This window comes from Pseudomonas triticicola (genome assembly GCF_019145375.1).
Classification (GTDB): domain Bacteria; phylum Pseudomonadota; class Gammaproteobacteria; order Pseudomonadales; family Pseudomonadaceae; genus Aquipseudomonas; species Aquipseudomonas triticicola.
In genome coordinates this window covers 551,335-572,712 of record NZ_JAHSTX010000002.1, presented here as the reverse complement: position 1 = coordinate 572,712, position 21,378 = coordinate 551,335, and the positions used below count along the sequence as shown (strand labels likewise).

At 61.3% G+C, this 21,378-nt stretch carries 24 protein-coding genes; 14 read left to right on the top strand and 10 right to left on the bottom strand.

Annotated features, from left to right (window positions below; genetic code table 11):
• Window positions 1-48 precede the first annotated feature (48 nt).
• Both KVG85_RS24470 and KVG85_RS24465 read right to left on the bottom strand, forming a co-directional pair.
• Window positions 49-528 carry a hypothetical protein gene (locus KVG85_RS24470; protein WP_071173567.1) on the bottom strand — a complete coding sequence of 160 codons (480 nt, stop codon included), beginning with the start codon at window positions 526-528 and terminating at the stop codon, window positions 49-51.
• A gap of 179 nt (window positions 529-707) precedes the next feature.
• The gene (locus KVG85_RS24465; RefSeq protein ID WP_016773231.1) at window positions 708-1,265 is read right to left on the bottom strand and encodes a hypoxanthine-guanine phosphoribosyltransferase; all 558 of its coding nucleotides are present in this window, start codon (window positions 1,263-1,265) and stop codon (window positions 708-710) included.
• A gap of 165 nt (window positions 1,266-1,430) precedes the next feature.
• Between KVG85_RS24465 and upp the strand changes: the two genes are divergently transcribed.
• Window positions 1,431-2,069 (top strand): uracil phosphoribosyltransferase, encoded by a 639-nt coding sequence (gene upp / locus KVG85_RS24460; RefSeq protein ID WP_024014279.1) that lies wholly within the window; start codon window positions 1,431-1,433, stop codon window positions 2,067-2,069.
• Between the two features lie 2 nt (window positions 2,070-2,071).
• A complete protein-coding gene (locus tag KVG85_RS24455) occupies window positions 2,072-3,346 on the top strand; it encodes a uracil-xanthine permease family protein (RefSeq protein ID WP_016773229.1) in 1,275 nt (424 codons plus the stop codon).
• 104 nt (window positions 3,347-3,450) lie between these two features.
• Here KVG85_RS24455 and hemH read toward each other — a convergent pair whose 3' ends face one another.
• Both hemH and KVG85_RS24445 read right to left on the bottom strand, forming a co-directional pair.
• A complete protein-coding gene (gene hemH, locus KVG85_RS24450) occupies window positions 3,451-4,476 on the bottom strand; it encodes a ferrochelatase (protein ID WP_217865253.1) in 1,026 nt (341 codons plus the stop codon).
• A 13-nt stretch (window positions 4,477-4,489) separates the two neighbouring features.
• A complete protein-coding gene (locus KVG85_RS24445) occupies window positions 4,490-5,392 on the bottom strand; it encodes a TIGR01777 family oxidoreductase (protein ID WP_217865252.1) in 903 nt (300 codons plus the stop codon).
• A 197-nt stretch (window positions 5,393-5,589) separates the two neighbouring features.
• Between KVG85_RS24445 and KVG85_RS24440 the strand changes: the two genes are divergently transcribed.
• From KVG85_RS24440 to KVG85_RS24385, 12 genes are all read left to right on the top strand, one after another.
• Complete coding sequence (locus KVG85_RS24440; RefSeq protein WP_217865251.1) at window positions 5,590-6,576, top strand: NAD(P)/FAD-dependent oxidoreductase; 987 nt, start codon at window positions 5,590-5,592, stop codon at window positions 6,574-6,576.
• Window positions 6,573-6,788, top strand: a complete 216-nt coding sequence (locus KVG85_RS24435) for a TIGR02450 family Trp-rich protein (RefSeq protein WP_217865250.1) — start codon at window positions 6,573-6,575, stop codon at window positions 6,786-6,788. The genes KVG85_RS24440 and KVG85_RS24435 overlap by 4 nt, the downstream gene beginning before the upstream one ends.
• Window positions 6,789-7,001: 213 nt before the next feature.
• Window positions 7,002-7,964, top strand: a complete 963-nt coding sequence (locus tag KVG85_RS24430; RefSeq protein ID WP_217865249.1) for a YbgA family protein — start codon at window positions 7,002-7,004, stop codon at window positions 7,962-7,964.
• The gene (locus KVG85_RS24425; protein WP_217865248.1) at window positions 7,964-8,905 is read left to right on the top strand and encodes a MerR family transcriptional regulator; all 942 of its coding nucleotides are present in this window, start codon (window positions 7,964-7,966) and stop codon (window positions 8,903-8,905) included. Before KVG85_RS24430 ends, KVG85_RS24425 begins: the two co-directional genes overlap by 1 nt.
• 16 nt (window positions 8,906-8,921) lie before the next feature.
• Window positions 8,922-10,367, top strand: a complete 1,446-nt coding sequence (gene phrB / locus KVG85_RS24420) for a deoxyribodipyrimidine photo-lyase (protein ID WP_217865247.1) — start codon at window positions 8,922-8,924, stop codon at window positions 10,365-10,367.
• The gene (locus KVG85_RS24415) at window positions 10,360-10,782 is read left to right on the top strand and encodes a nuclear transport factor 2 family protein (RefSeq protein WP_073473500.1); all 423 of its coding nucleotides are present in this window, start codon (window positions 10,360-10,362) and stop codon (window positions 10,780-10,782) included. Before phrB ends, KVG85_RS24415 begins: the two co-directional genes overlap by 8 nt.
• Window positions 10,779-11,561 (top strand): SDR family NAD(P)-dependent oxidoreductase, encoded by a 783-nt coding sequence (locus KVG85_RS24410; protein ID WP_217865246.1) that lies wholly within the window; start codon window positions 10,779-10,781, stop codon window positions 11,559-11,561. Before KVG85_RS24415 ends, KVG85_RS24410 begins: the two co-directional genes overlap by 4 nt.
• Window positions 11,558-12,805, top strand: a complete 1,248-nt coding sequence (locus KVG85_RS24405) for an NAD(P)/FAD-dependent oxidoreductase (protein ID WP_217865245.1) — start codon at window positions 11,558-11,560, stop codon at window positions 12,803-12,805. The genes KVG85_RS24410 and KVG85_RS24405 overlap by 4 nt, the downstream gene beginning before the upstream one ends.
• Window positions 12,802-13,617 carry a DUF1365 domain-containing protein gene (locus tag KVG85_RS24400; RefSeq protein WP_207809686.1) on the top strand — a complete coding sequence of 272 codons (816 nt, stop codon included), beginning with the start codon at window positions 12,802-12,804 and terminating at the stop codon, window positions 13,615-13,617. The genes KVG85_RS24405 and KVG85_RS24400 overlap by 4 nt, the downstream gene beginning before the upstream one ends.
• Entirely contained in the window at window positions 13,604-14,869 is a 1,266-nt protein-coding gene (locus KVG85_RS24395) for an SAM-dependent methyltransferase (RefSeq protein ID WP_217865244.1), read from the top strand. The genes KVG85_RS24400 and KVG85_RS24395 overlap by 14 nt, the downstream gene beginning before the upstream one ends.
• Complete coding sequence (locus KVG85_RS24390) at window positions 14,862-15,353, top strand: DUF2878 domain-containing protein (RefSeq protein ID WP_217865243.1); 492 nt, start codon at window positions 14,862-14,864, stop codon at window positions 15,351-15,353. Before KVG85_RS24395 ends, KVG85_RS24390 begins: the two co-directional genes overlap by 8 nt.
• 52 nt (window positions 15,354-15,405) lie before the next feature.
• Window positions 15,406-15,711: a YkgJ family cysteine cluster protein gene (locus KVG85_RS24385; protein ID WP_024014290.1), complete on the top strand. Its 306-nt coding sequence runs from the start codon at window positions 15,406-15,408 to the stop codon at window positions 15,709-15,711.
• A 135-nt stretch (window positions 15,712-15,846) separates the two neighbouring features.
• Here KVG85_RS24385 and KVG85_RS24380 read toward each other — a convergent pair whose 3' ends face one another.
• The 6 genes from KVG85_RS24380 to hemA form a co-directional block, all read right to left on the bottom strand.
• Entirely contained in the window at window positions 15,847-16,365 is a 519-nt protein-coding gene (locus tag KVG85_RS24380) for an acyloxyacyl hydrolase (protein ID WP_217865242.1), read from the bottom strand.
• Window positions 16,366-16,476: 111 nt separating this feature from the next.
• Window positions 16,477-17,268: a glutamate racemase gene (gene murI / locus KVG85_RS24375; RefSeq protein ID WP_186569150.1), complete on the bottom strand. Its 792-nt coding sequence runs from the start codon at window positions 17,266-17,268 to the stop codon at window positions 16,477-16,479.
• Window positions 17,261-18,016, bottom strand: coding sequence for a molybdopterin-synthase adenylyltransferase MoeB (locus tag KVG85_RS24370; protein ID WP_217865241.1), 756 nt, complete (start codon window positions 18,014-18,016; stop codon window positions 17,261-17,263). Before KVG85_RS24370 ends, murI begins: the two co-directional genes overlap by 8 nt.
• Window positions 18,010-18,840: a peptide chain release factor N(5)-glutamine methyltransferase gene (gene prmC, locus KVG85_RS24365; protein WP_186569148.1), complete on the bottom strand. Its 831-nt coding sequence runs from the start codon at window positions 18,838-18,840 to the stop codon at window positions 18,010-18,012. Before prmC ends, KVG85_RS24370 begins: the two co-directional genes overlap by 7 nt.
• On the bottom strand, window positions 18,841-19,923 hold the full coding sequence (prfA, locus tag KVG85_RS24360; RefSeq protein WP_217865240.1) for a peptide chain release factor 1: 1,083 nt from the start codon (window positions 19,921-19,923) through the stop codon (window positions 18,841-18,843).
• Window positions 19,920-21,206: a glutamyl-tRNA reductase gene (hemA, locus tag KVG85_RS24355; protein WP_217865239.1), complete on the bottom strand. Its 1,287-nt coding sequence runs from the start codon at window positions 21,204-21,206 to the stop codon at window positions 19,920-19,922. Before hemA ends, prfA begins: the two co-directional genes overlap by 4 nt.
• Window positions 21,207-21,378 lie beyond the last annotated feature (172 nt).

Sequence of the window (21,378 nt, the reverse complement as noted above, 5' to 3'; positions counted from 1 at the left end):
GCAGACATGACACGGGGCGGGCAGTTTACCCCTGCCCGACCGCCCGGCTCAACGCGGACGAATTGCCCCGGTGTGCAAATCGGCCCAGATATGGCCATTGGCATAACTGAGGAACTGCACATACACCGTGTCATTACGCAGCAGATCCATCACCACGCGGTACTGAGCGAGCGGATAGAACAGCGTCAGGGTTTTGCTTTTGTCATCGTAGGCCGGCTTTTTCAGGCTTTTGCTTTCGCCGTCGAAACTCACCAGCACCTGAGAAATGCTCGCGCCCTTGTTCAGCGATTTGCCTTTGAGGCGGATCAACAAGGATGAGGTGACCGGAATCGGCTGCTGATTGGACTGGCGCTGCGCACCGACCACCACCGAATACTCGCTGACTTGCAGCAGTTGCTGCTGCTCGGGTTCAGCGTCGCGCAGGGTCAGATCGTCCGGCGGCAGGAACTGGCTGTGCATCGGCGCGGCGGACAGCGGCAGGCTGAGAGACAGCAACAGGGCGGCGAGACTGCGGATCAAGAGGCGCATGACAGGCTCCGGAGGGCGGGGCCGAGCACTCTAGCATGGGTAACGCGGATGGATCAGCACACACAAAAACACTGTGGGAGCGAGCCTGCTCGCGAAAGCGGTGTGTCAGTTTTCAATGATGCTGACTGACACGACGCCTTCGCGAGCAGGCTCGCTCCCAAAGGGGGCAATGCAGGTTCTTACATGCCTTTAACGGCGTAAATCCCGTTGGCGTTGCGCCAGTAGCCCTTGTAGTCCATGCCGTAGCCGAAGATGTAGCGGTCGATGCATGGCAGGCCGACGAAATCGGCTTTCAGGTCCGGGCGCGCCTTGCGGTCGTGATCCTTGTCGATCAGCACGGCGGTGTGTACTTTGCGCGCGCCGGCGTGTTTGCAGAAGTCGATGATCGCGCCCAGGGTGTGTCCTTCATCGAGGATGTCGTCGATGATCAGCACGTCGCGGTCGATGAACGAGACTTCCGGCTTGGCTTTCCAGAACAGGTCGCCGCCGCTGGTTTCGTTGCGATAACGGGTCGCGTGCAGGTAGGACGCTTCCAGCGGGAATTGCAGATGCGTCAGCAGTTTGCCGGAGAAGATCAGGCCGCCGTTCATCACGCAGAACACCACCGGATTGCTGTCAGCCAGTTGTTCGTTGATTTGTGCACCGACGCGGGCGATGGCCGCCTCGACTTCAGATTCGGTGTACAGGCAGTCAGCCTCTCGCATGATTTGACGGATATGCTCGAGATCAGCGGACATGGCGCTCTCCAAGGGGTTGGCGGAATTGGAAAAGCGGGCAAAGGTACGCATCCCGCGAGGTCGAATCAAGCTCTTATGGACTAACGTACAGAATGTCCTATAGGACATCACCCTCGGATAGATTAATCTAGGCCGGTTTTTTTGCCCGCCGCCGGAGCCTTTCCCATGCCCATCCTCGAGATCCGCCATCCGCTGATCCGTCATAAACTCGGCCTGATGCGCCGCGCTGACATCAGCACCAAGAATTTCCGCGAGCTCGCTCAGGAAGTCGGCGCCCTGTTGACCTATGAAGCTACAAAAGATCTGCCGCTCGAATCCTACGACATTGCCGGTTGGTGCGGCACCGTGTCGGTGGAGAAAATCGCCGGCAAGAAGATAACCGTCGTGCCGATCCTGCGTGCCGGTATCGGCATGCTCGAAGGCGTGCTCAGCCTGATCCCGGGCGCCAAGGTCTCCGCTGTGGGCGTTGCCCGCAACGAAGAAACCCTGCAAGCGCACACCTACCTGGAAAAACTGGTACCGGAAATCGACGAACGCCTGGCGATGATCATCGACCCGATGCTCGCCACCGGCAGCTCCATGGTTGCCACCATCGACCTGCTGAAAAAGGCCGGTTGCCGCGACATCCGCGCCATGGTCCTGGTGGCCGCGCCGGAAGGCATTGCTGCGGTCGAACAGGCGCACCCGGACGTGACCATCTACACCGCGTCCATCGATGAACGCTTGAACGAGCACGGCTACATCATTCCTGGGCTTGGCGATGCTGGTGACAAGATCTTCGGCACCAAGCAGAAGGACGCGTGACCATGCAGCAAGAGTTCAACGATCCGCTCTGGCGCACGGTGCTGTCCGGCGCGCAGATGCTGTTCGTGGCCTTCGGCGCCTTGGTGCTGATGCCGCTGATCACCGGCCTGGACCCGAACGTGGCACTGTTCACCGCGGGTCTGGGGACGATCCTGTTCCAGATCGTCACCGGGCGTCAGGTGCCGGTGTTCCTCGCGTCGAGCTTCGCCTTCATCACGCCGATCATCCTCGCCAAGGGCCAGTTCGGCCTCGCCGCGACCATGGGCGGGGTGATGGCGGCCGGTTTCGTCTACACCTTCCTCGGCCTCGCCGTGAAAATCAAAGGCACCGGCTTCATTGACCGTTTGCTGCCGCCAGTGGTGATTGGTCCGGTGATCATCTCGATCGGTCTGGCCATGGCGCCGATTGCCGCGAACATGGCGATGGGCAAGGCCGGTGACGGCACCGAGCTGATTCACTATCAGACGGCGATGATGATTTCCATGCCGGCGCTGCTGACCACGCTGATCGTGGCGGTCTTCGGCAAGGGCATCTTCCGTCTGGTGCCGATCATTTCCGGCGTGCTGGTGGGCTTTGCCATGTCGTTCTATTTCGGCGTGGTCGACACGGCGAAGATTGCTGCAGCGCCATGGTTCGCCCTGCCGCACTTCACCGCGCCCGAGTTCAACTGGCAGGCGATTCTGTTCATCGTTCCGGTGGCACTGGCCCCGGCGATCGAGCATATCGGCGGCGTGATTGCCGTGGGTAGCGTGACCGGTCGCGATTACCTGAAGAAGCCGGGCCTGCATCGCACCCTGCTCGGTGACGGCATCGCCACCACTGCTGCCGGCCTGTTCGGCGGCCCGCCCAACACCACTTACGCCGAAGTGACCGGCGCGGTGATGCTGACCAAGAACTACAACCCGAAAATCATGACCTGGGCGGCGATCTTCGCCATCACCCTGGCGTTCATCGGCAAGTTCGGCGCGCTGCTGCAGAGCATTCCGGTGCCGGTGATGGGCGGGATTCTGTGCTTGCTGTTCGGTTCGATCGCAGCGGTGGGCATGAACACCCTGATCCGCCACAAGATCGACCTGGGCGAAGCGCGCAACCTGGTGATTGTTTCGGTGACGCTGGTGTTCGGTATCGGCGGCGTGCTGGTCGGCACCGGCACCGGTCCTGATGACTTCGGCCTCAAAGGCATCGCGCTGTGCGCGGTGGTGGCGATTGCGCTGAACCTGATCCTGCCGGGCAATGATGGCTGGAAGCAGAAGAAGGCGGATGAGCCGCTGATTTAAGTCTTTAGAGCTTCATCGCCTGATACACCGCATTCGCGAGCAGGCTCGCTCCCACAGGTTGGAATGCATTTCAACCTGTGGGAGCGAGCCTGCTCGCGAAGCTTTTAAAGGGCCAGCGGCGCTCGTTCGCAAAGCGTGGCCAAGGCCTTGGCCCATTGCGGGTCGTCGTTCAGGCACGGCACCAGCACCAACTCCTCGCCCCCCGCTTCGCGGAATTGTTCCTTGCCGCGATCGCCAATCTCTTCAAGCGTCTCGATGCAATCGGCGACGAACGCCGGGCACATCACCATAATGTTTTTCACCCCGCTTTTCGCCAGTTCATCCAGCCGCGCTTCGGTGTACGGCTCGATCCATTTCGCCCGGCCCAGGCGCGACTGAAACGACACCGACCATTTGCCGTCCGCCAGGCCCATACTTTTGGCGAAGGCGGCGGCGGTACGGAAACACTGCGCGCGATAACAGGTCGCCAATACCGCCGGCGAGGCAGTCTGGCAGCAATCGGCGCCCTTGAGGCAGTGATTGCCCGTCGGGTCGAGTTTGCTCAGATGGCGCTCCGGCAAGCCATGAAAGCTCAGCAGCAGATGATCGTAATCCTGCTGCAGATGCGGACGCGCGCTGGCGGCCAGTGCCTCGATGTATTCCGGCTGATCGTAGAACGGTTGCAGGATCGACAACTGCACGTCGAGCTTCTTCTCGCGCAGCACGCGCCGGGCTTCTTCGATCACCGTGGTCGTGGTGCTGTCGGCGAACTGCGGGTACAGCGGCGCCAGCGTGATCTTCTTATGTCCCGCTTTGACCAGACGCAGCAGACAGGTTTCGATCGACGGCTCGCCATAACGCATCGCCAGATCCACCGGGCCGTGTTTCCACGTCCGGGTCATCTGTTCCTGCAAGCGGCGGCTGAGCACCACCAGCGGCGAGCCCTCCTCCCACCAGATCGAGGCGTAGGCATGGGCCGATTGCTCGGGGCGCTTGATCAGGATCAGCGACACCAGCAACCGCCGCAGCGGCCATGGCAGGTCGATCACGTAGGGGTCCATCAGAAATTGATTGAGGTAGCTGCGCACATCGGCCACCGAGGTGGAGGCCGGAGAGCCCAGGTTGACCAGAAGCAAAGCGTGATCGGTCATGCAACGTCCTATTTCAGAGGCGGCTGGAGAGATCATCCAGAGCCGCGCGTAAATCCGTAAAGCGGAAAGCGAACCCCGCTTCGAGCAAGCGTGCCGGCGTCGCACGCTGGCCGCCGAGCAATAACAGTGACAGCTCGCCGAGCATGACTTTCAGCGCCAGGGTCGGCATCGGCATGAACGCCGGGCGGTGCAACACACTGCCCAGGGTCTTGGCAAATTCGCGGTTGCGCACAGGTTTCGGCGCGCAGGCATTATAAGGACCGCTGGCCTGATTCCGGTGCAGAAGAAAATCAATCAGGGCGATTTGATCGTCGATGTGAATCCACGGCATCCACTGCCGACCATTGCCCAAAGGCCCACCCAGCCCGAGCTTGAACGGCAGCAACAGCCGCGACAAAAAGCCGCCCTCAGCCGACAGCACCAGACCGGTTCGCACCAGCACCACGCGGATGCCGAGGTTCTCGGCACGCAGCGCGGTCTCTTCCCAGGCGATGCACAACTGACTGGCGAAGTCGTCGATGCCGGGCGGTGATTCTTCAGTCAACTCGCGTTCGCCACCGTCGCCGTACCAGCCGATCGCCGAGCCGGAAATCAGCAGCGCCGGTTTCTGCGCGCGGGTTTCCAGCCACGCCAGCAGCGTTTCCGTCAGGGTGATGCGGCTGCTCCACAGCAACGCCTTGCGTCGATGGGTCCAGGGGCGGTCGGCAATCGGCGCACCGGCGAGGTTGACGATCGCATCCAGCGGCTCTTCGCCGAGGTCCTCCAGACGCGAAATTCCGCGCACTTGCGCGCCGTAGATCTGCGCGACTTTTTCCGCGCGGCGACTCCACACCGTCAGCCGATGGCCCTGCTCCAGCCAGTGCCGGCAGAGCTGACGTCCGATCAAACCAGTACCGCCGGTCAGCAATATGTGCATGACATCTTCCTCGCGTGGCGTTTAACCCGGATCACTAGTCTATTTTTATAGGCAGGGATCTTTTCGATCGGGCAGGCTCTATGGTTTAACAATAGGCCAAGCTGTCAGAACGAGAACGCTAGAAGTTATACCAAAAAACAGAATTGTACAGGTTTCATCGACGGCGTAGTCTGTACAGAAAGGTAAACGAGGCCCCTATGACTGTACCTATCGCAATCATCGGCACCGGCATCGCCGGGCTCTCCGCCGCCCAGGCTCTGACAGAGACCGGGCATACCGTTCAACTGTTCGATAAAAGCCGCGGCAGCGGCGGGCGCATGTCGAGCAAGCGCAGCGACGCTGGCTCGCTGGACATGGGCGCTCAATACTTCACCGCGCGTGACCGGCGCTTCGTCACCGAAGTGCAGCGCTGGCAGAGCCAGGGCTGGGCCGCCGAGTGGGCGCCGCAGCTGTACACCTTCCAGGGCGGCCAACTGAACATGTCGCCGGACGAGCAGACCCGCTGGGTCGGCACGCCGCGCATGAGCGCCATCACTCGCGGCCTGCTCGATGGCCTGGACGTGCAGTTTGCCTGCCGCATCACCGAGGTCTATCGCGGCGAAGAACACTGGCATCTGCAGGACGCCGACGGCTGCACCCACGGCCCCTTCAGCCATGTGGTGATCGCCACACCGGCACCGCAAGCCACCGCGTTGCTGGCCGCCGCGCCGAAACTCGCCGGCGTCGCTGCCGGGGTGAAAATGGAGCCGACCTGGGCGGTCGCCCTTGCCTTCGAAACCCCACTCGATACGCCAATCGAAGGCTGCTTCGTACAGGACAGCCCACTCGACTGGCTGGCGCGCAACCGCAGCAAACCCGGGCGCGACAGCACCCTTGACACGTGGGTGCTGCATGCGACCAGCGCCTGGAGCCGGCAACACATCGACCTCTCCAAGGAAGCAGTAATCGAACATCTGCACGGTGCTTTCGCCGAACTGTTGCACAGCGCCATGCCTGCGCCGACCTTCAGCCTCGCCCACCGCTGGCTCTACGCCCGCCCCGCTACCGGCCATGAATGGACCACACTGGCTGATGTCGATCTGGGCCTGTACGCCTGTGGCGACTGGTGCCTGTCGGGCCGCGTTGAAGGGGCCTGGCTCAGTGGTCAGGAGGCTGCACGTCGCTTGCACGAACACCTGCAATGAATCGCATCAATCCGCGCAAATTGCTGCTGTCGAAGTGGACAGCAGCCCAGCCGCAAAACCGCGAAAAACATTTTCTGATCACCGAACTGATCCGCGACGAGGAAGGTACGGTGCTGGAAGTTGAATTGCAGGCGGTGCTGACCCAGCGTAGCGAGCGGCTGGATTGGCAAGTGCTGAAAGACAGCAAGCTCTGGTTACTCGGCTGGAAATAGATTTCCCTTGTGGTGGCGAGCCTGCTCGCGAAAGCGCTGTATCAGATACAAATTCCTTTACTGACCCACTGCTTTCGCGAGCACGCTCGCTCCCACAGATCAACGCCGCACAAAAATCTTATACAAATCATTTGACTTGTACATCCATCGATCTATGCTGAGGAAAAGTTGTACAGAGGTAACTCTCTGTACAGGTATAGATTCGAGGTGCTCATGTCTACTGCTTCCCTGTCCAAGCCGAAGATCGCCATCAGCGCCTGCCTGTTGGGCGAAGAAGTGCGCTACAACGGTGGGCACAAGGAATCGCGGCTATGCAGCCGTACCCTCGCCGAATATTTCGATTTCGTCCCGCTGTGCCCGGAAGTCGCCATCGGCATGGGCATTCCCCGTGAGCCGATCCGGCTGGTCGGCGACCCTGAACAGCCCGAGGCAGTCGGCACCGTCGACCGGACCATCAACGTCACCAGGCCGCTGGCCGAATACGGCGAGAAAATGGCCGCCGAGTTGCAGGACCTGTCCGGCTACATCTTCATGCAGCAGTCGCCCTCCTGCGGGCTGGAACGGGTCAAGGTCTATCACGACAACGGCGCGCCAGTGAATGGTGGCGGACGCGGCATCTATGCGCAGGCATTCTGTGCCCAACATCCGGATCTGCCGGTGGAAGAAGCCGGGCGCCTCAACGATCCGGTGCTGCGGGAAAACTTCATCACCCGCGTCCTGGCCTACAGCGCCTGGCAACAAGTGCTCGCCGAAGGCCTGAGCCGCCGCGCCCTCACCGAATTCCATTCGCGCTACAAGTACCTGCTGATGGCGCACAACCCGTTGCAATACAAAAACCTCGGCAAGATGCTCGGCAACATGGCCGACAGTGATCCCGCCGAACTCGGCCCGCGCTATTTCAGCGAACTGATGGCCGCGCTGAGGAAATGCGCCACGCGCGGCACCCATTGCAACGTGCTGCTGCACCTCAGCGGTTATTTGAAACAATCGCTGAGCGCCGAAGACAAACAGGAAATGCAGCAGATCATCGGCCAGTACCGTCAGGGCATCGTGCCGCTGGTGGTGCCGTTGACGCTGCTCAAACACCACTTTCGACTCCATCCGGACCCGTACATCGCGCAGCAGGTTTACCTGCAGCCGCATCCGGAAAACCTCAGTCTGCGAAACGCGATCTAATGAACGATAAAACCGACAGCAGCGCCCGGGAAGACCTCGGCGCCGACTTCAAGAAAGCCCTCGACGAGGGCTGGTTGCCAATTCGCGAAGTCGCGCGGCAGACCGGCGTCAACGCCATCACCCTGCGCGCGTGGGAACGTCGCTATGGGTTGGTGGTGCCGCAGCGCACGCCCAAGGGCCATCGACTCTACAGCGCTGAACATGTGCAGCGGATCATGGCCATCCTCACCTGGCTCAACCGCGGAGTTGCGGTCAGCCAGGTCAAGCCATTGCTGGACGCACCGCAAGCCTTCACCGAAACCGTGGAGAACGACTGGCAGCGTCTGCGCCAGACATTGCTTTCGGCGGTGACCGCACTGAATGAGCGCACGCTGGATGACAGCGTCAATCAGGCCATCGCCCTGTACCCGCCACGCACCTTGTGCGAGCAGTTGCTGATGCCGCTGCTGGCCGAGCTCGAACAGCGCTGGCAGGGCCAGTTCGGCGCGCAGATGGAGCGCGCGTTTTTCTATTCCTGGCTGCGCAGCAAGTTCGGCGCACGCATCTACCATAACAACCGCCAGTTGCATTCGGCGCCGCTGCTGTTGATCAATCATTCCGACCTGCCGCTGGAGCCGCATCTGTGGCTGTGCGCATGGCTGATCAGCAGTGCCGATTGCCCGGTGCAGGTGTTCGACTGGCCGCTGCCGGCCGGCGAACTGGCGCTGACCGTCGAGCATCTGCAGGCCCGTGGCGTGCTGTTGTATTCGAGCAAAGCCTTGCAACTGGCGCAGTTGCCGAAGCTGTTGGCGAACGTCAATTGTCCGACCCTGATCGCCGGACCTGCGGTGCACATCCACCACGCCGAGCTGTCAGCACGCACCGCCCAAGCCACCGATCTGTTCCTGGCCGAAGATCCGCTAGCAGCCCATCAGGCGCTGCTCGAGCGCGGATTGATTTGATGATGGGTTTAATCACATGCAATTGATCTGGCTGCGCAGCGACTTGCGCCAACATGACAACACTGCCCTCGCGGCCGCCGCAGCGCGCGGCCCGACCGTGGCGGTGTATCTGTTGAGTCCGCAGCAATGGCTGGAGCACGACGATGCGCCGTGCAAAGTGGATTTCTGGCTGCGCAATTTGCGCGAACTGAGCCAAAGCCTCGGCGCGCTGAACATCCCGTTGTTGATTCGCAGCGCGCCGCACTGGGAGCAGGCACCGGCAGAGCTGCTCAAGCTCTGTCGGCAACTGAAGATCGAGGCGGTGCACGTCAACGAGGAATACGGCGTTCACGAAAGCCGCCGCGATGAAGCCGTGGCCGAAACGATGCGGGCCGAGGGCATCGAGTTCCACAGCTATCTGGATCAGTTGCTGTTCAAACCCGGCACGATCCTGACCAAGACCGGCACCTATTTCCAGGTGTTCAGTCAGTTCCGCAAGGTCTGCTACGAACGCCTGCACCGCTCGATGCCGGCATTGATCAAAGCACCGGGTAAACAGGCCGCGCTGGATATCGAAAGTGACGCAATTCCCGAGGCGGTCAAAGGCTTCGCCACGCCGAGCGAATCCCTGCGCGCCTTGTGGCCGGCCGGCGAGCAAGAGGCGCGGCGCCGCCTCGACACCTTCACCGATGCGCAGATCGATTATTACCGCAGCGAACGCGACTTCCCGGCCAAACCTGGCACCAGCCAATTGTCGGCGTACCTCGCCGCCGGCGTGATCTCGCCACGCCAGTGCCTGCACGCTGCACTGCAAAGCAATCAGGGCGAGTTCGAAAGCGGCAAGGTCGGCGCGGTGACCTGGATCAACGAGCTGCTGTGGCGCGAGTTCTATAAACACATTCTGGTCGGCTATCCACGCGTCTCGCGGCATCGCGCCTTCCGCCCGGAAACCGAGGCGCTGGCCTGGCGCGATGCGCCGGAAGAACTCAAGGCCTGGCAGGAGGCACGCACCGGACTGCCGATCATCGACGCGGCGATGCGCCAATTGCTCGAAACCGGCTGGATGCATAATCGCCTGCGCATGGTCGTGGCGATGTTCCTGACCAAAAATCTGTTGATCGACTGGCGCGAGGGCGAACGCTTTTTCATGCGCCACCTGATCGACGGCGACCTGGCGGCCAACAACGGTGGCTGGCAATGGAGCTCGTCGACCGGCACCGACTCGGCGCCGTACTTCCGTATCTTCAACCCGCTGAGTCAGTCGGAAAAATTCGATGCCGAAGGCGTGTTCATCAAGCACTGGTTGCCGGAACTGGCCGGGCTCAACAAGAAGCAAGTGCACAATCCGGTGGCAGCCGGAGGACTGTTCGGCGTGGCCGATTATCCGGCGCCGATCGTTAATCTCAGCACTTCACGCGAGCGTGCGCTGACGGCGTTCAAGAACCTGCCGTCGCGCCAACCTGTGGGCGGCAGCGATGAGTGAATTCCTGCGCAGCTTCGCCCGCGAGTTTTCCGGGTTGAACAAAGACAACCTGCATCGCCTCGGCGAGTTGTACAGCGACGACATTCATTTCACCGATCCGCTGCACGAAGTTCAGGGCCTGGCACAACTGCGGGATTACTTCAGTGAGCTGTACGCCAACGTCAGCGATCTGCGTTTCGATTTTCACGGCTTTGACCAGATCCGCGAAGGTGAGGGTTACCTGCGCTGGGTCATGAGTTATCGCCATCCGCGCCTGGCCAACGGTCGGGAAATCAGGGTCGGTGGCTGCTCGCACCTGCTCTGGCGCGACAAGGTTTATCGCCATCGGGATTATTTCGATGCCGGGGCGCTGCTGTATGAACACTTGCCAATATTGGGCCGGGCGATTGCCTGGCTGAAAAGGAGAATGGGATGAGTCGTACACCTCCACGGCGGTATTGGTTGACCGGCGCCAGCAGTGGCATCGGCGCAGCATTGTGCGAGGACATTCTGAAAAGCGGCGCGCATCTGGCGGTCAGCTCGCGCTCGACTGCGCCGCTGAAAGTCTTGTCCCAGCGCTATCCTGGCCAGGTGCTGGTGGTGCCCGGCGATCTGACCAACAGTCAGACCGTGCGCGAAATCGGTGAGCAGATCGCCGAGGCCTGGGGGTCGCTGGACAGCGTGATTCTCAACGCCGGCACCTGTGAATATGTCGACGCGCGCCAGTTCGATTCCTCGATCATCGAGCACGTGGTGCGCACCAATCTGCTCGCCAGCAGCTATTGCATCGAAGCCGCCCTGCCGCTGTTGCGCAAAGGCACCGCGCCGCATCTGGTCGGCATGGCCAGCTCGGTGACTTACCTGCCGCTGCCACGGGCCGAAGCCTATGGCGCATCGAAGGCCGGGCTGCGTTACCTGTTCGAATCGCTGCGCATCGATCTGGCGGATGAAGGTATCGAAGTCACCATCATCAGCCCGGGTTTTGTCGAAACGCCGCTGACCGAGAGGAACGATTTCCCGATGCCGCTGAGCTGGCCTGCGGATAAAGCGGCGCGGCACATCTTCGCCAAACTCAAGGACCGGCCGCTGGAAATTGCCTTCCCGGGGCTGTTCATGGCCGCGCTGTGGCCGCTGTCGAAACTGCCGGCCCGCGCGCAACTGGCGATCGGCAAACGCATGGTGCGCAAGAACCCACCGCAGCGGGACCCGATATGAAAATCGCCGTGATTGGCAGCGGTATCGCCGGCCTGACCTGCGCCTACCTGCTGAACCGCCGCCACGACATCACCGTGTTCGAAGCCAGTGACTGGGTCGGCGGCCATACCCACACCGTACCGGTCAGCGTGGCCGGGCAATCGTTCGCCATCGATACCGGTTTCATCGTCTTCAACGACTGGACTTACCCGAACTTCATTCGCTTGCTCAACCAGCTCGGCGTGGCGTTCAAGCCGACCGAAATGAGCTTTTCGGTAACCGACCCGGACACTGGCGTGGAGTACAACGGCAACAATCTCAACAGCCTGTTCGCCCAGCGCAGCAATCTGTTGTCGCCGGGGTTCTGGGGCATGCTGCGCGACATTCTGCGCTTCAACAAAGAAGCGCAGCGCGACCTGGTGGAACTGCGCATCGCCGCCGATACCACCCTCGATGATTACCTCAAGGCTGGCGGCTACGGCGAGCGTTTCATCCTGCATTACATCGTGCCGATGGGGGCGGCGATCTGGTCGATGCCGATGGCGGAAATGCTCAATTTCCCGCTGCAATTCTTCCTGCGTTTCTTCAAGAATCATGGCCTGCTCTCAGTCAGCGATCGTCCGCAGTGGCAGGTCATTGAAGGCGGTTCCAGTGCTTATGTGGCGCCACTGACCGCTTCGTTCAGCGACAGGATTCGCCTGAACTGCCCGGTCAAGCGCGTCGAGCGCAACCAGCACGGCGTGGTTATCCACAGCCCGGCCGGCCTCGAACATTTCGACAAAGTGGTGTTCGCCTGTCACAGCGATCAGGCGCTGAACCTGCTGGCCAACCCGAGCGACGTCGAGCGTTCGATTCTCGGTGCCCTGCTCTACGCCGACAACGACGTCGTGCTGCACACCGACACGCGCCTGCTGCCGACGCGCAAACTGGCCTGGGCCAGCTGGAATTATCGCCTCGGCGGCGCCGGCCACACGCGCGCGGCGGTCACCTACAACATGAACATCCTGCAGGGTATCGAGAGCGACACTACGTTCTGCGTCAGCCTCAACCAGACTGCCGGCATCAGCCCGGATAAAGTGCTGGCCCGCTATACCTACGCCCACCCGCAATACACCCTCGCCGCAGCGGCCGCGCAAAACCGTTGGGGCGAACTCGATGGCGAGCAGCACACACATTATTGCGGCGCCTACTGGGCCAACGGTTTTCACGAAGATGGCGTGGTCAGCGGCTTGCGCGTGGCCGCCGCGCTCGGTGAAACCCTGTGAACAGCGCTCTGTACAACGGCGTGATCGGCCACCGACGTTTTTCGCCGCGCCGCCACGAATTCCGCTACCGCATCGGTTTGCTCTACCTCGACCTGAGCGAACAGGACGCCGTGCTGGCCTTGTCGCCGCTGGCGGGGCGCAGCCGCTTTGCGCCGTTCTCGTTTCGCGAAACCGATTACCTCAAAGCCTTCACCGGCAAGGGCATGCGCCTGATCGACGCGGTGCGCCAGCAGGTCGGTGCAGCCATCGGTCATGAGCCACAAGGCGCGGTATGCCTGCTGACCCAGCCGCGCAGTTGGGGGTTGTCGTTCAATCCGGTGAGTTTCTTCTATTGCCATGAAGCCGACGGGCAACTGGCGGCGATCGTTTGTGAAGTGACCAACACGCCGTGGCGCGAGCGTTATCACTATGTGCTGCCGGCGCAGGTGCCGACGAGCCTGGTGGATTTCCACCAGCATTTCGCTGTGGCCAAGGCGTTTCACGTCTCGCCGTTTCTGCCCCGCGACCTCGAATACCGCATGAGCTTCAGCCCGGCTGCGCAAAGCCTCGGCGTGCACATGGCCGACTGGCAGGGCAACGAGAAACTGTTCGACGCCACGCTCAATCTGCGCCGTGAACCGCTCGATCGTCGCAGCCTGCATCGCTACCTGCGGCGCTTTCCGTGGATGACCGCAAAAACCGCTTTGGCGATTTACTGGCAAGCACTGCGACTGCTGCTCAAGCGCGCGCCGATCTTCCCTCACCAGGCTGCCGACGGCAGCTTTAAAACCGCCACTGTGCCTCCGAAGGAGCCGCACCATGAAATCCTCTAGCCTGCCGCTCGGTCGCTTCAGCACCAACGGTTTGACCGGCTCGCTGCTGCGCCGTGGCGTGTTGCGCCAATTGGCCCAGCTTAAACACGGACAATTGATGGTCGTCGAGGATGGCGAACAAATGCTTTTCGGCACCCCGGGCAGTGCTCTGCTCGGCGAAGTCCATGTACTCGACCCGGCCCTGTGGGGCATGGTCGCCAGCAGCGGCTCGATCGGCGCCGGCGAAGCATTCATCCACGGCTATTGGAGTTCGCCGGACCTGACTGCTGTGGTGCGCGTGTTCGTCAGCAATCTCGATGTACTCGATGCCATGGAGGGTAGCCTGGCGCGTCTCGGCCGGCCCTTCGTGCAAGGCCTGCACTGGCTCAATCGCAACACGCGCAAGGGTTCGCAGAAAAACATCGCCGCGCACTACGACCTCGGCAATGAACTGTTCGAACAGTTTCTCGACCCGACCATGATGTATTCCGCCGCCCAGTTCCTTTCGCCGAGCGACACCCTGGAACAGGCGCAACTGAACAAACTCGAGCGCATCTGCCAGAAACTCGCGCTCAAGCCCAGCGACCACCTGCTGGAAATCGGCACTGGTTGGGGCAGCATGGCGTTGTACGCGGCGCAGCATTACGGTTGCCGCGTGACCACCACGACGCTGTCGAAAGAGCAGTTCGCGTTCACTGCCAAACGCATCGAACAATTGGGCTTGCAGGACCGCGTCACCTTGCTGCTCAAGGATTACCGCGACCTCAGCGGCGAGTACGACAAACTGGTGTCGATCGAGATGATCGAAGCGGTCGGCCATCGGTTCCTGCCCACCTACTTCAAGCAATGCGCGCAGTTGCTCAAGAGCAACGGCCTGATGCTGCTCCAGGCGATCACCATTCGCGAACAACGCTACGAACAGGCCAAGCGCAGCGTCGACTTTATCCAGCGCTACATCTTCCCCGGCGGCGCCCTGCCCTCGGTGCACAAGATGCTCGATGTGGTCAGCCGCGAAACCGACATGAACCTGCTGCACATGGAAGATTTCGGCCTGCATTACGCCAAGACCCTGCGCCTGTGGCACGAGAACTTTCGCCTCGCCCACGGTCGCCTGAGCGAACTGGGCTACGACGATTATTTCCTGCGTTTGTGGGAGTTCTATCTGTGCTACTGCGAGGGCGGATTCCTCGAACGCACCATCGGCACCGCGCAATTGCTGCTGGCCAAACCGGCGGCGATGACCGCGCCGTTGCTCGGGCGCTTCGATGCGTGAGCAAATCGCCAATGCCGTGCTGTTTCAGCTCGGCTGGCTGGCCTGCGTGCTCGGCGGCAACAGTTTATGGCTGTTGCTGGCGCTGGCGGCTCTGGTGATTCATCTGCGCTGGATCAGCAGTTGGGCGGCAGAAGGACGTTTGATTCTGTGCGTGGTGATTGTCGGCACGGCGGTGGACAGTGTCCTGCGTTACCTCGACGTGTTCCGCTTTGCAGACGCGTCACCGCTGATTCCGCTGTGGCTGAAGCTGCTGTGGGCGCTGCTCGCCACCACGTTGCGCCACTGCCTGGCCTGGAGCGCGCGGCCATGGTGGCTGGCCAGCGCACTTGGCGCGGTGGGCGGCGCATTGTCGTACTACGCTGGCGGACGCCTGGCGGGCGTGCAATTTCCCTATGGCGAGGCGGCGACGCTGATCGTTATCGGGCTGCTCTGGGCAGGCTTGTTCCCACTGTTGCATTTGATGGCGCGGCGTCTGGCGCCGTGAGCGTCCGTCAGCGCTTTCACACCCAAAGCGATCACTGCCTTACACTGCCGCTATGAAAACCATCCCTCACACCCAAATTGCCGAACCGGCGGTCACCTGCTCGACCTGTGCGGCGTGCTGCTGCCAGCTCGAAGTGATGCTGATCACCGACACCGGCGTGCCTGATCGCTTTATCGATACCGATGAATGGGGCGGTGAAGTGATGCTGCGTCTGGACGACGGCTGGTGCGCGGCACTGGATCGCGACAGCATGATGTGCACGATCTATGAACGACGCCCGCTGATTTGCCGCGAGTTTGAAATGGGCGCGCCGGAGTGCATCGAAGAGCGCCGGGGTATTGCGACAGCCTACCGCTGATTTCTTTGACAACGCAGAAACAACTGTGGGAGCGAGCCTGCTCGCGAAGGCGGTGTGTCAGCCACCATTTGAATTGACTGACACTCGGCTTTCGCGAGCAGGCTCGCTCCCACGTTGGTTCCGCGTAGCGGCGTGTTACAGCGGCATTGTGTAATGCAGCGCGTAGCTTTCTACACCATCGTTGTCGCTGGACAGGCCGGCGTTGGAGTAGTGCGTGGCGCGGATGCCGACTTCGTGTCCGCCGTTGAAGCGCAGGCCGAAACCGATGCGGTCTTCGAACTGGAAGGAACCGCCCAGCTTGTTGCTCTCATATTCGGTGTTGGAGAAGAACGCCGCGCCGATACCCGCTTCCACGTACGGTTTGACCGACTTACCGGCAAACTCGTAAACGAATACAGGCGAGAACGACAGGCTGTTGTTGCTGGAAGTCTTGTCACCTTCCCAATACGTGTAGGCACCGCTCCAGTAGCCGGTCAGGCGACCAACGTCGCTCTGCAGCCAGCTCTTGTCCCAGTCGAAATTCATGCCTAAGCGATACGTCATTGTCGAATCGCTGGTACCGCCGACGGCGAATTCAACGCCAGCGGCTTGTGCAGAAATGCTTTGCCCCATCAGTGCGGCCGCAATCGCGGCCAAGCAGAATAGTCGCTTCACTTTGAAACTTCCTTTTCCGGAACGATCGTTTGGTTTTTAGTTGCTGCTGTCGCTATAGAAATCCGCGCTTGGTCAGAAGTTCAGCGTTTTTTCAGTTATTTCACATTTTTTTTACAAGTCGAAGTTTTGCACATTCGACGCAGTTTGGCCCAGCAACGGTAGGATTTTTCTGAGGGACTGCGGATCGGCGCTGGTCCAGAACTTCACCGGCTGGCTCGGACATTGCGCCAGCAGATCACGCTCGGCGAGCAAACGCTGCAACTGCCGGGCCACGGCAGCTCCGGTATCGATCAGGCTGACATCGTCGGCGATCATCGATCTCAGTAACGGTTTCAGAAAGGGATAATGGGTGCAGCCCAGGATGATCGTGTCGCAGTTTTGCGCCAGCAATGGAGCGACGTAACCTTGCAATAAAGTGCGTAATTCGGCGCTGTGCAGATCACCCGTTTCGATCAGCTCGACCAGTCCCGGACATGGCTGGGTGATGACTTTTATGTCAACCGCGAAACGATCGAGCAACGCGGCAAACTTTGCGCTCTGCAATGTGCCTGTCGTGGCCAGGACGCCAACCACGCCGCTTCGCGTGGCCGCAGCGGCCGGTTTGACCGCCGGTTCCATGCCGACAATCGGCCATTCGGGAAAGTCGCGACGCAAGTCGGCAACACCGGCCACAGTCGCGGTATTGCACGCCAGCACCAAAGCCTTGGCACCCTGCTCGCGAAAAAACCCTGCCATCGCACTGCAACGCTGGCGGATGAATTCCGGGGTTTTCTCGCCGTAAGGAATGTGCCCGCAATCGGCGACATAAAGCAGCGATTCGTTGGGCAGCAAGCGCTGAATTTCGCCGAGAACCGACAAGCCGCCGACCCCGGAATCGAACACGCCGATCGGCGCTTCACGCATGGCGGGCGCCACAGACGCTGCAGCCCGGATCGCGCTTGACCCGCAGCTCACGGAAGCGCGAACCCAGAGCGTCGATCAGCAACAAACGCCCCACTAATGGCTCGCCAAAGCCGACCAGCAGTTTCAACGCTTCCAGCGCCTGCAAGCTGCCGACCAGACCGACCAGCGGCCCGACCACGCCGGCCTCGCTGCAGGTCAGTTCGGCTTCGCTGCCGTGTCCGTACAGGCAGTGGTAGCAAGGGCTCTCGCCACGCCGTAGATCGAACACCGACAGCTGCCCTTCCAGACGAATTGCTGCACCGCTGACCAAGGGCTTGCGCGCGGCAACACAGGCGGCGTTGACTGCCTCACGGGTAGAGAAGTTGTCCGAGCAATCGAGGACCAGATCCACCGCCGCCACCGCTGCGGCGAGGGCGTCGGCGTCCAGCGCCTGACGATGGGCGACCAGTTGAATCTCGGGGTTGATCGCGCCCAGGCGCTTGAGCGCCGAGTCGACCTTGGACATGCCGACACTGTCGGTGTCGTGAATGATCTGCCGTTGCAGGTTGGTCAGATCGACCGTGTCGAAATCCGCCAGATGCAACTCGCCGACGCCCGCTGCCGCCAGATACAACGCCACCGGCGCGCCGAGACCGCCAAGGCCGACGATCAGCACGCGGCTGGCCTTGAGCTTCAGCTGCCCGTCGATGTCGATGTGCTGCAGCAGAATCTGCCGGCTGTAGCGCAGCAATTCCTGATCATTCAGCACGGCAGGCGCCCCAGACTGATGCGTTGATGGCCGCCCAGATCGGTGCGGCTGTGGACTTCTGCAAAGCCACGAGTGAGCAGCAGATCACGCACGGCTTCGGCCTGATCATAGCCGTGTTCTAGCATCAGCCAGCCGCCGGCTTCAAGATGATCCGGCGCCTGCGCAACAATCAGGCGCAAATCGTCGAGGCCATCTTCACCGGCGATCAGCGCACTGGCCGGTTCGAAGCGTACATCGCCCTCGACCAGATGCGGATCGGTGGCGGCAATGTACGGCGGGTTGCTGATGATCAGCTGAAAGCGCTGGCCTGCAAGTGCGCTGAACCAATGGCTGCTCAGCACCGTGGCGTTGTTCAGGTGCAGACGCTGGCGGTTGCGTTCGGCCAGGGCCACGGCTTCGAGCACGCGATCCACAGCGGTGACTTTCCACGCCGGGCGCTCGCTGGCCAAGGCCAAAGCAATCGCGCCACTGCCGGTGCCCAGATCAAGAACCTTGGCCGGAGTTGCCGGCAGCAGCTCAAGGGCTGCCTCCACCAGCAATTCGGTGTCCGGGCGCGGAATCAGCGTGTGCGGCGCGACTTCCAGATCCAGCTTCCAGAAGCCCTGCTGGCCGAGAATGTAGGCCACCGGTTCACCGCTACGCCGCCGTTGCAGATATTCGGCAAAGGTCAGCGCAGCCTCGCTCGGCACGATGCGCTCGGGCCAGGTGTGCAGGAAGCTGCGCGACTTGCCCAATGCGGCGGCGAGGAGCAATTCAGCATCCAGACGCGCAGTCGGCGAGTCCGGCAACTCGGCAGCGCGCAACAGGCTGGCGATGATGGTCATTTATTCACCTATCGCTGCGAGTTGGTCAGCCTGATATTCGGCCAGCAACGGCTCGATCACCGCCTCGACGCCACCGGCGAGAATTTCATCCAGCGAATACAGGGTCAGGTTGACGCGATGGTCGGTGACCCGGCCCTGAGCGTAGTTGTAAGTGCGGATGCGCTCGGAACGATCACCGGAACCGACCAGCAATTTGCGCTCACTGGCGATCGCATTGGCCGCCGCAGCGGTTTGCTGATCGTTGAGCTTGGCCGACAACCACGCCATCGCCCGGGCACGGTTCTTGTGCTGGGAACGTTCTTCCTGGCACTCGACGACAGTGCCGGTCGGTATGTGGGTAATGCGGATCGCCGAATCGGTGGTGTTGACGTGTTGACCACCGGCCCCAGAGGAGCGGAACGTGTCGACGCGCAAATCCGCCGGGTTGATCTCGATGGCTTCACGCTCGTCCGGCTCGGGCAACACTGCCACGGTGCAGGCCGACGTGTGGATCCGGCCCTGGGATTCTGTCGCCGGGACGCGCTGGACGCGGTGCGCGCCGGATTCGAATTTCAACTTGCCGTAAACGTTGTCGCCTTCGATGCGCGCGATGACTTCTTTATAGCCACCGTGTTCGCCTTCGTTTTCCGAGAGGATCTCGACGCGCCAGCCACGCCGCTCGGCATAACGCGAGTACATGCGGAACAGGTCGCCGGAGAAGATCGCCGCCTCGTCGCCACCGGTGCCGGCGCGAATTTCGAGGAAGACGTTGCGCCCGTCATTCGGATCTTTAGGCAGCAGCATGCGCTGCAGATCGGATTCCAGCGTGACCAGCAACTCCTTGGCTTCGCGAACTTCTTCCACGGCCATTTCGCGCATGTCCGGGTCGTTGTCCTTGAGCAGCGCCTGCGCGCCTTCAAGATCGCTTTGCACGCCGAGCAGCTTTTTATAGGCGGCCACTACCGGCTCGAGTTCGGCGTACTCCTTGGAGTAGGCGCGAAATTTGGCCTGATCGGCAATGACTTCACCGTCGCCAAGCAGCGCGGTCAGTTCCTCGAAACGGTCCTGGAGAATGTCCAGCTTGTTGAGCAGTGACGCTTTCATTGCGGTTTTTTATCCGAAAAACTATCCGGTGAGCCCTCAAGGGCAAAGAGTTCCTGGGCCATGGCCAGCGCATCGAGGCGGCCTTCGGCAGACAGCTTTTTCAACTGCACGCTGGGCGCATGCAAGAGTTTGTTGGTCAGGCCACGGGCCAGTTGCCCGAGCACGTCTTCGGCGTTGCCGCCGTTGGCCAGCAGACGCAGGGCCTTCTGCAATTCCTCGTCTCGCAGGCGTTCGCTCTGTTGACGATAGGCCTTGAGCACATCGACTGCCGCCAGTTCGCGCAGGCGCACCATGAAATCGTCGGCGCCGACCGAGACCATTTCCTCCGCCGCTTGCGCAGCGCCCTGACGGCTCTTGAGGTTCTCGGCGACCACTTCGTGGAGATCGTCGACGCTATACAGGTAAACGTCATCGAGCTCGCCGACTTCCGGCTCGATATCGCGCGGTACCGCAATGTCGACCATGAAGATCGGCTTGTGCTTGCGCAGCTTCAGCGCACTTTCCACCGCGCCCTTACCCAAGATCGGTAACTGGCTGGCGGTCGAACTGATGACGATATCGCTGCGCACCAGCTCCGCCGGAATGTCCGAGAGCAGCACCGCATGAGCGCCGAACTGCTCGGCCAACTGACTGGCGCGCTCCAGCGTGCGGTTGGCAACAACGATGCGCTTGACCCCCAGCTCATGCAAATGGCGCGCGACCAGCGTAATCGTCTCGCCGGCACCGATCAGCAGCGCCTGGCTGCGTTGCAGATCGCTGAAAATCTGTTTCGCCAGGCTCACTGCGGCAAACGCCACCGACACCGGGTTCTCGCCGATCGCGGTATCGGTACGCACTTGCTTGGCGGCATTGAACGTCGCCTGAAACAGCCGCCCCAGCAGCGGACCGATGGTGCCGGCCTCGCGGGCCACGGCGTAGGCCGATTTCATCTGGCCGAGAATCTGCGGTTCGCCCAGCACCAGCGAGTCGAGCCCGGAAGCGACGCGCATCATGTGACGAACAGCCGCATCGTCTTCATGCACATAGGCGCTGGCGCGCAGTTCGTCGAGGCTCAGATGGTGATAATCGGCCAGCCAGCGCAGCACGACATCGGCCGAGAGCTGATCCTGTTCTAGATAAAGCTCGCTGCGATTGCAGGTGGAGAGGATCGCGGCTTCGCGGCTGTCGGTCAGTCGGCAGAGCTGCTGCAAGGCCTCCACCAGCTGCTCAGGGGTAAAGGCCACGCGCTCGCGGACGTCTACTGAAGCAGTCTTGTGGTTAATACCGAGTGCAAGGAAGGCCATTCAAGGTCGCTGATGGTGACGTGAAGCCGGCAATTGTCCTACTTCGAAAGATTCAGAACAACTACCGCTGACTATTGTCCCAATCGTCAGCCCCTATAATGGCCACAATTGAGTCTCGGTTATGTTTGGCCGAAGGCTTGTGTCATGATGATCCGACCGCAGGTTAGTCGCC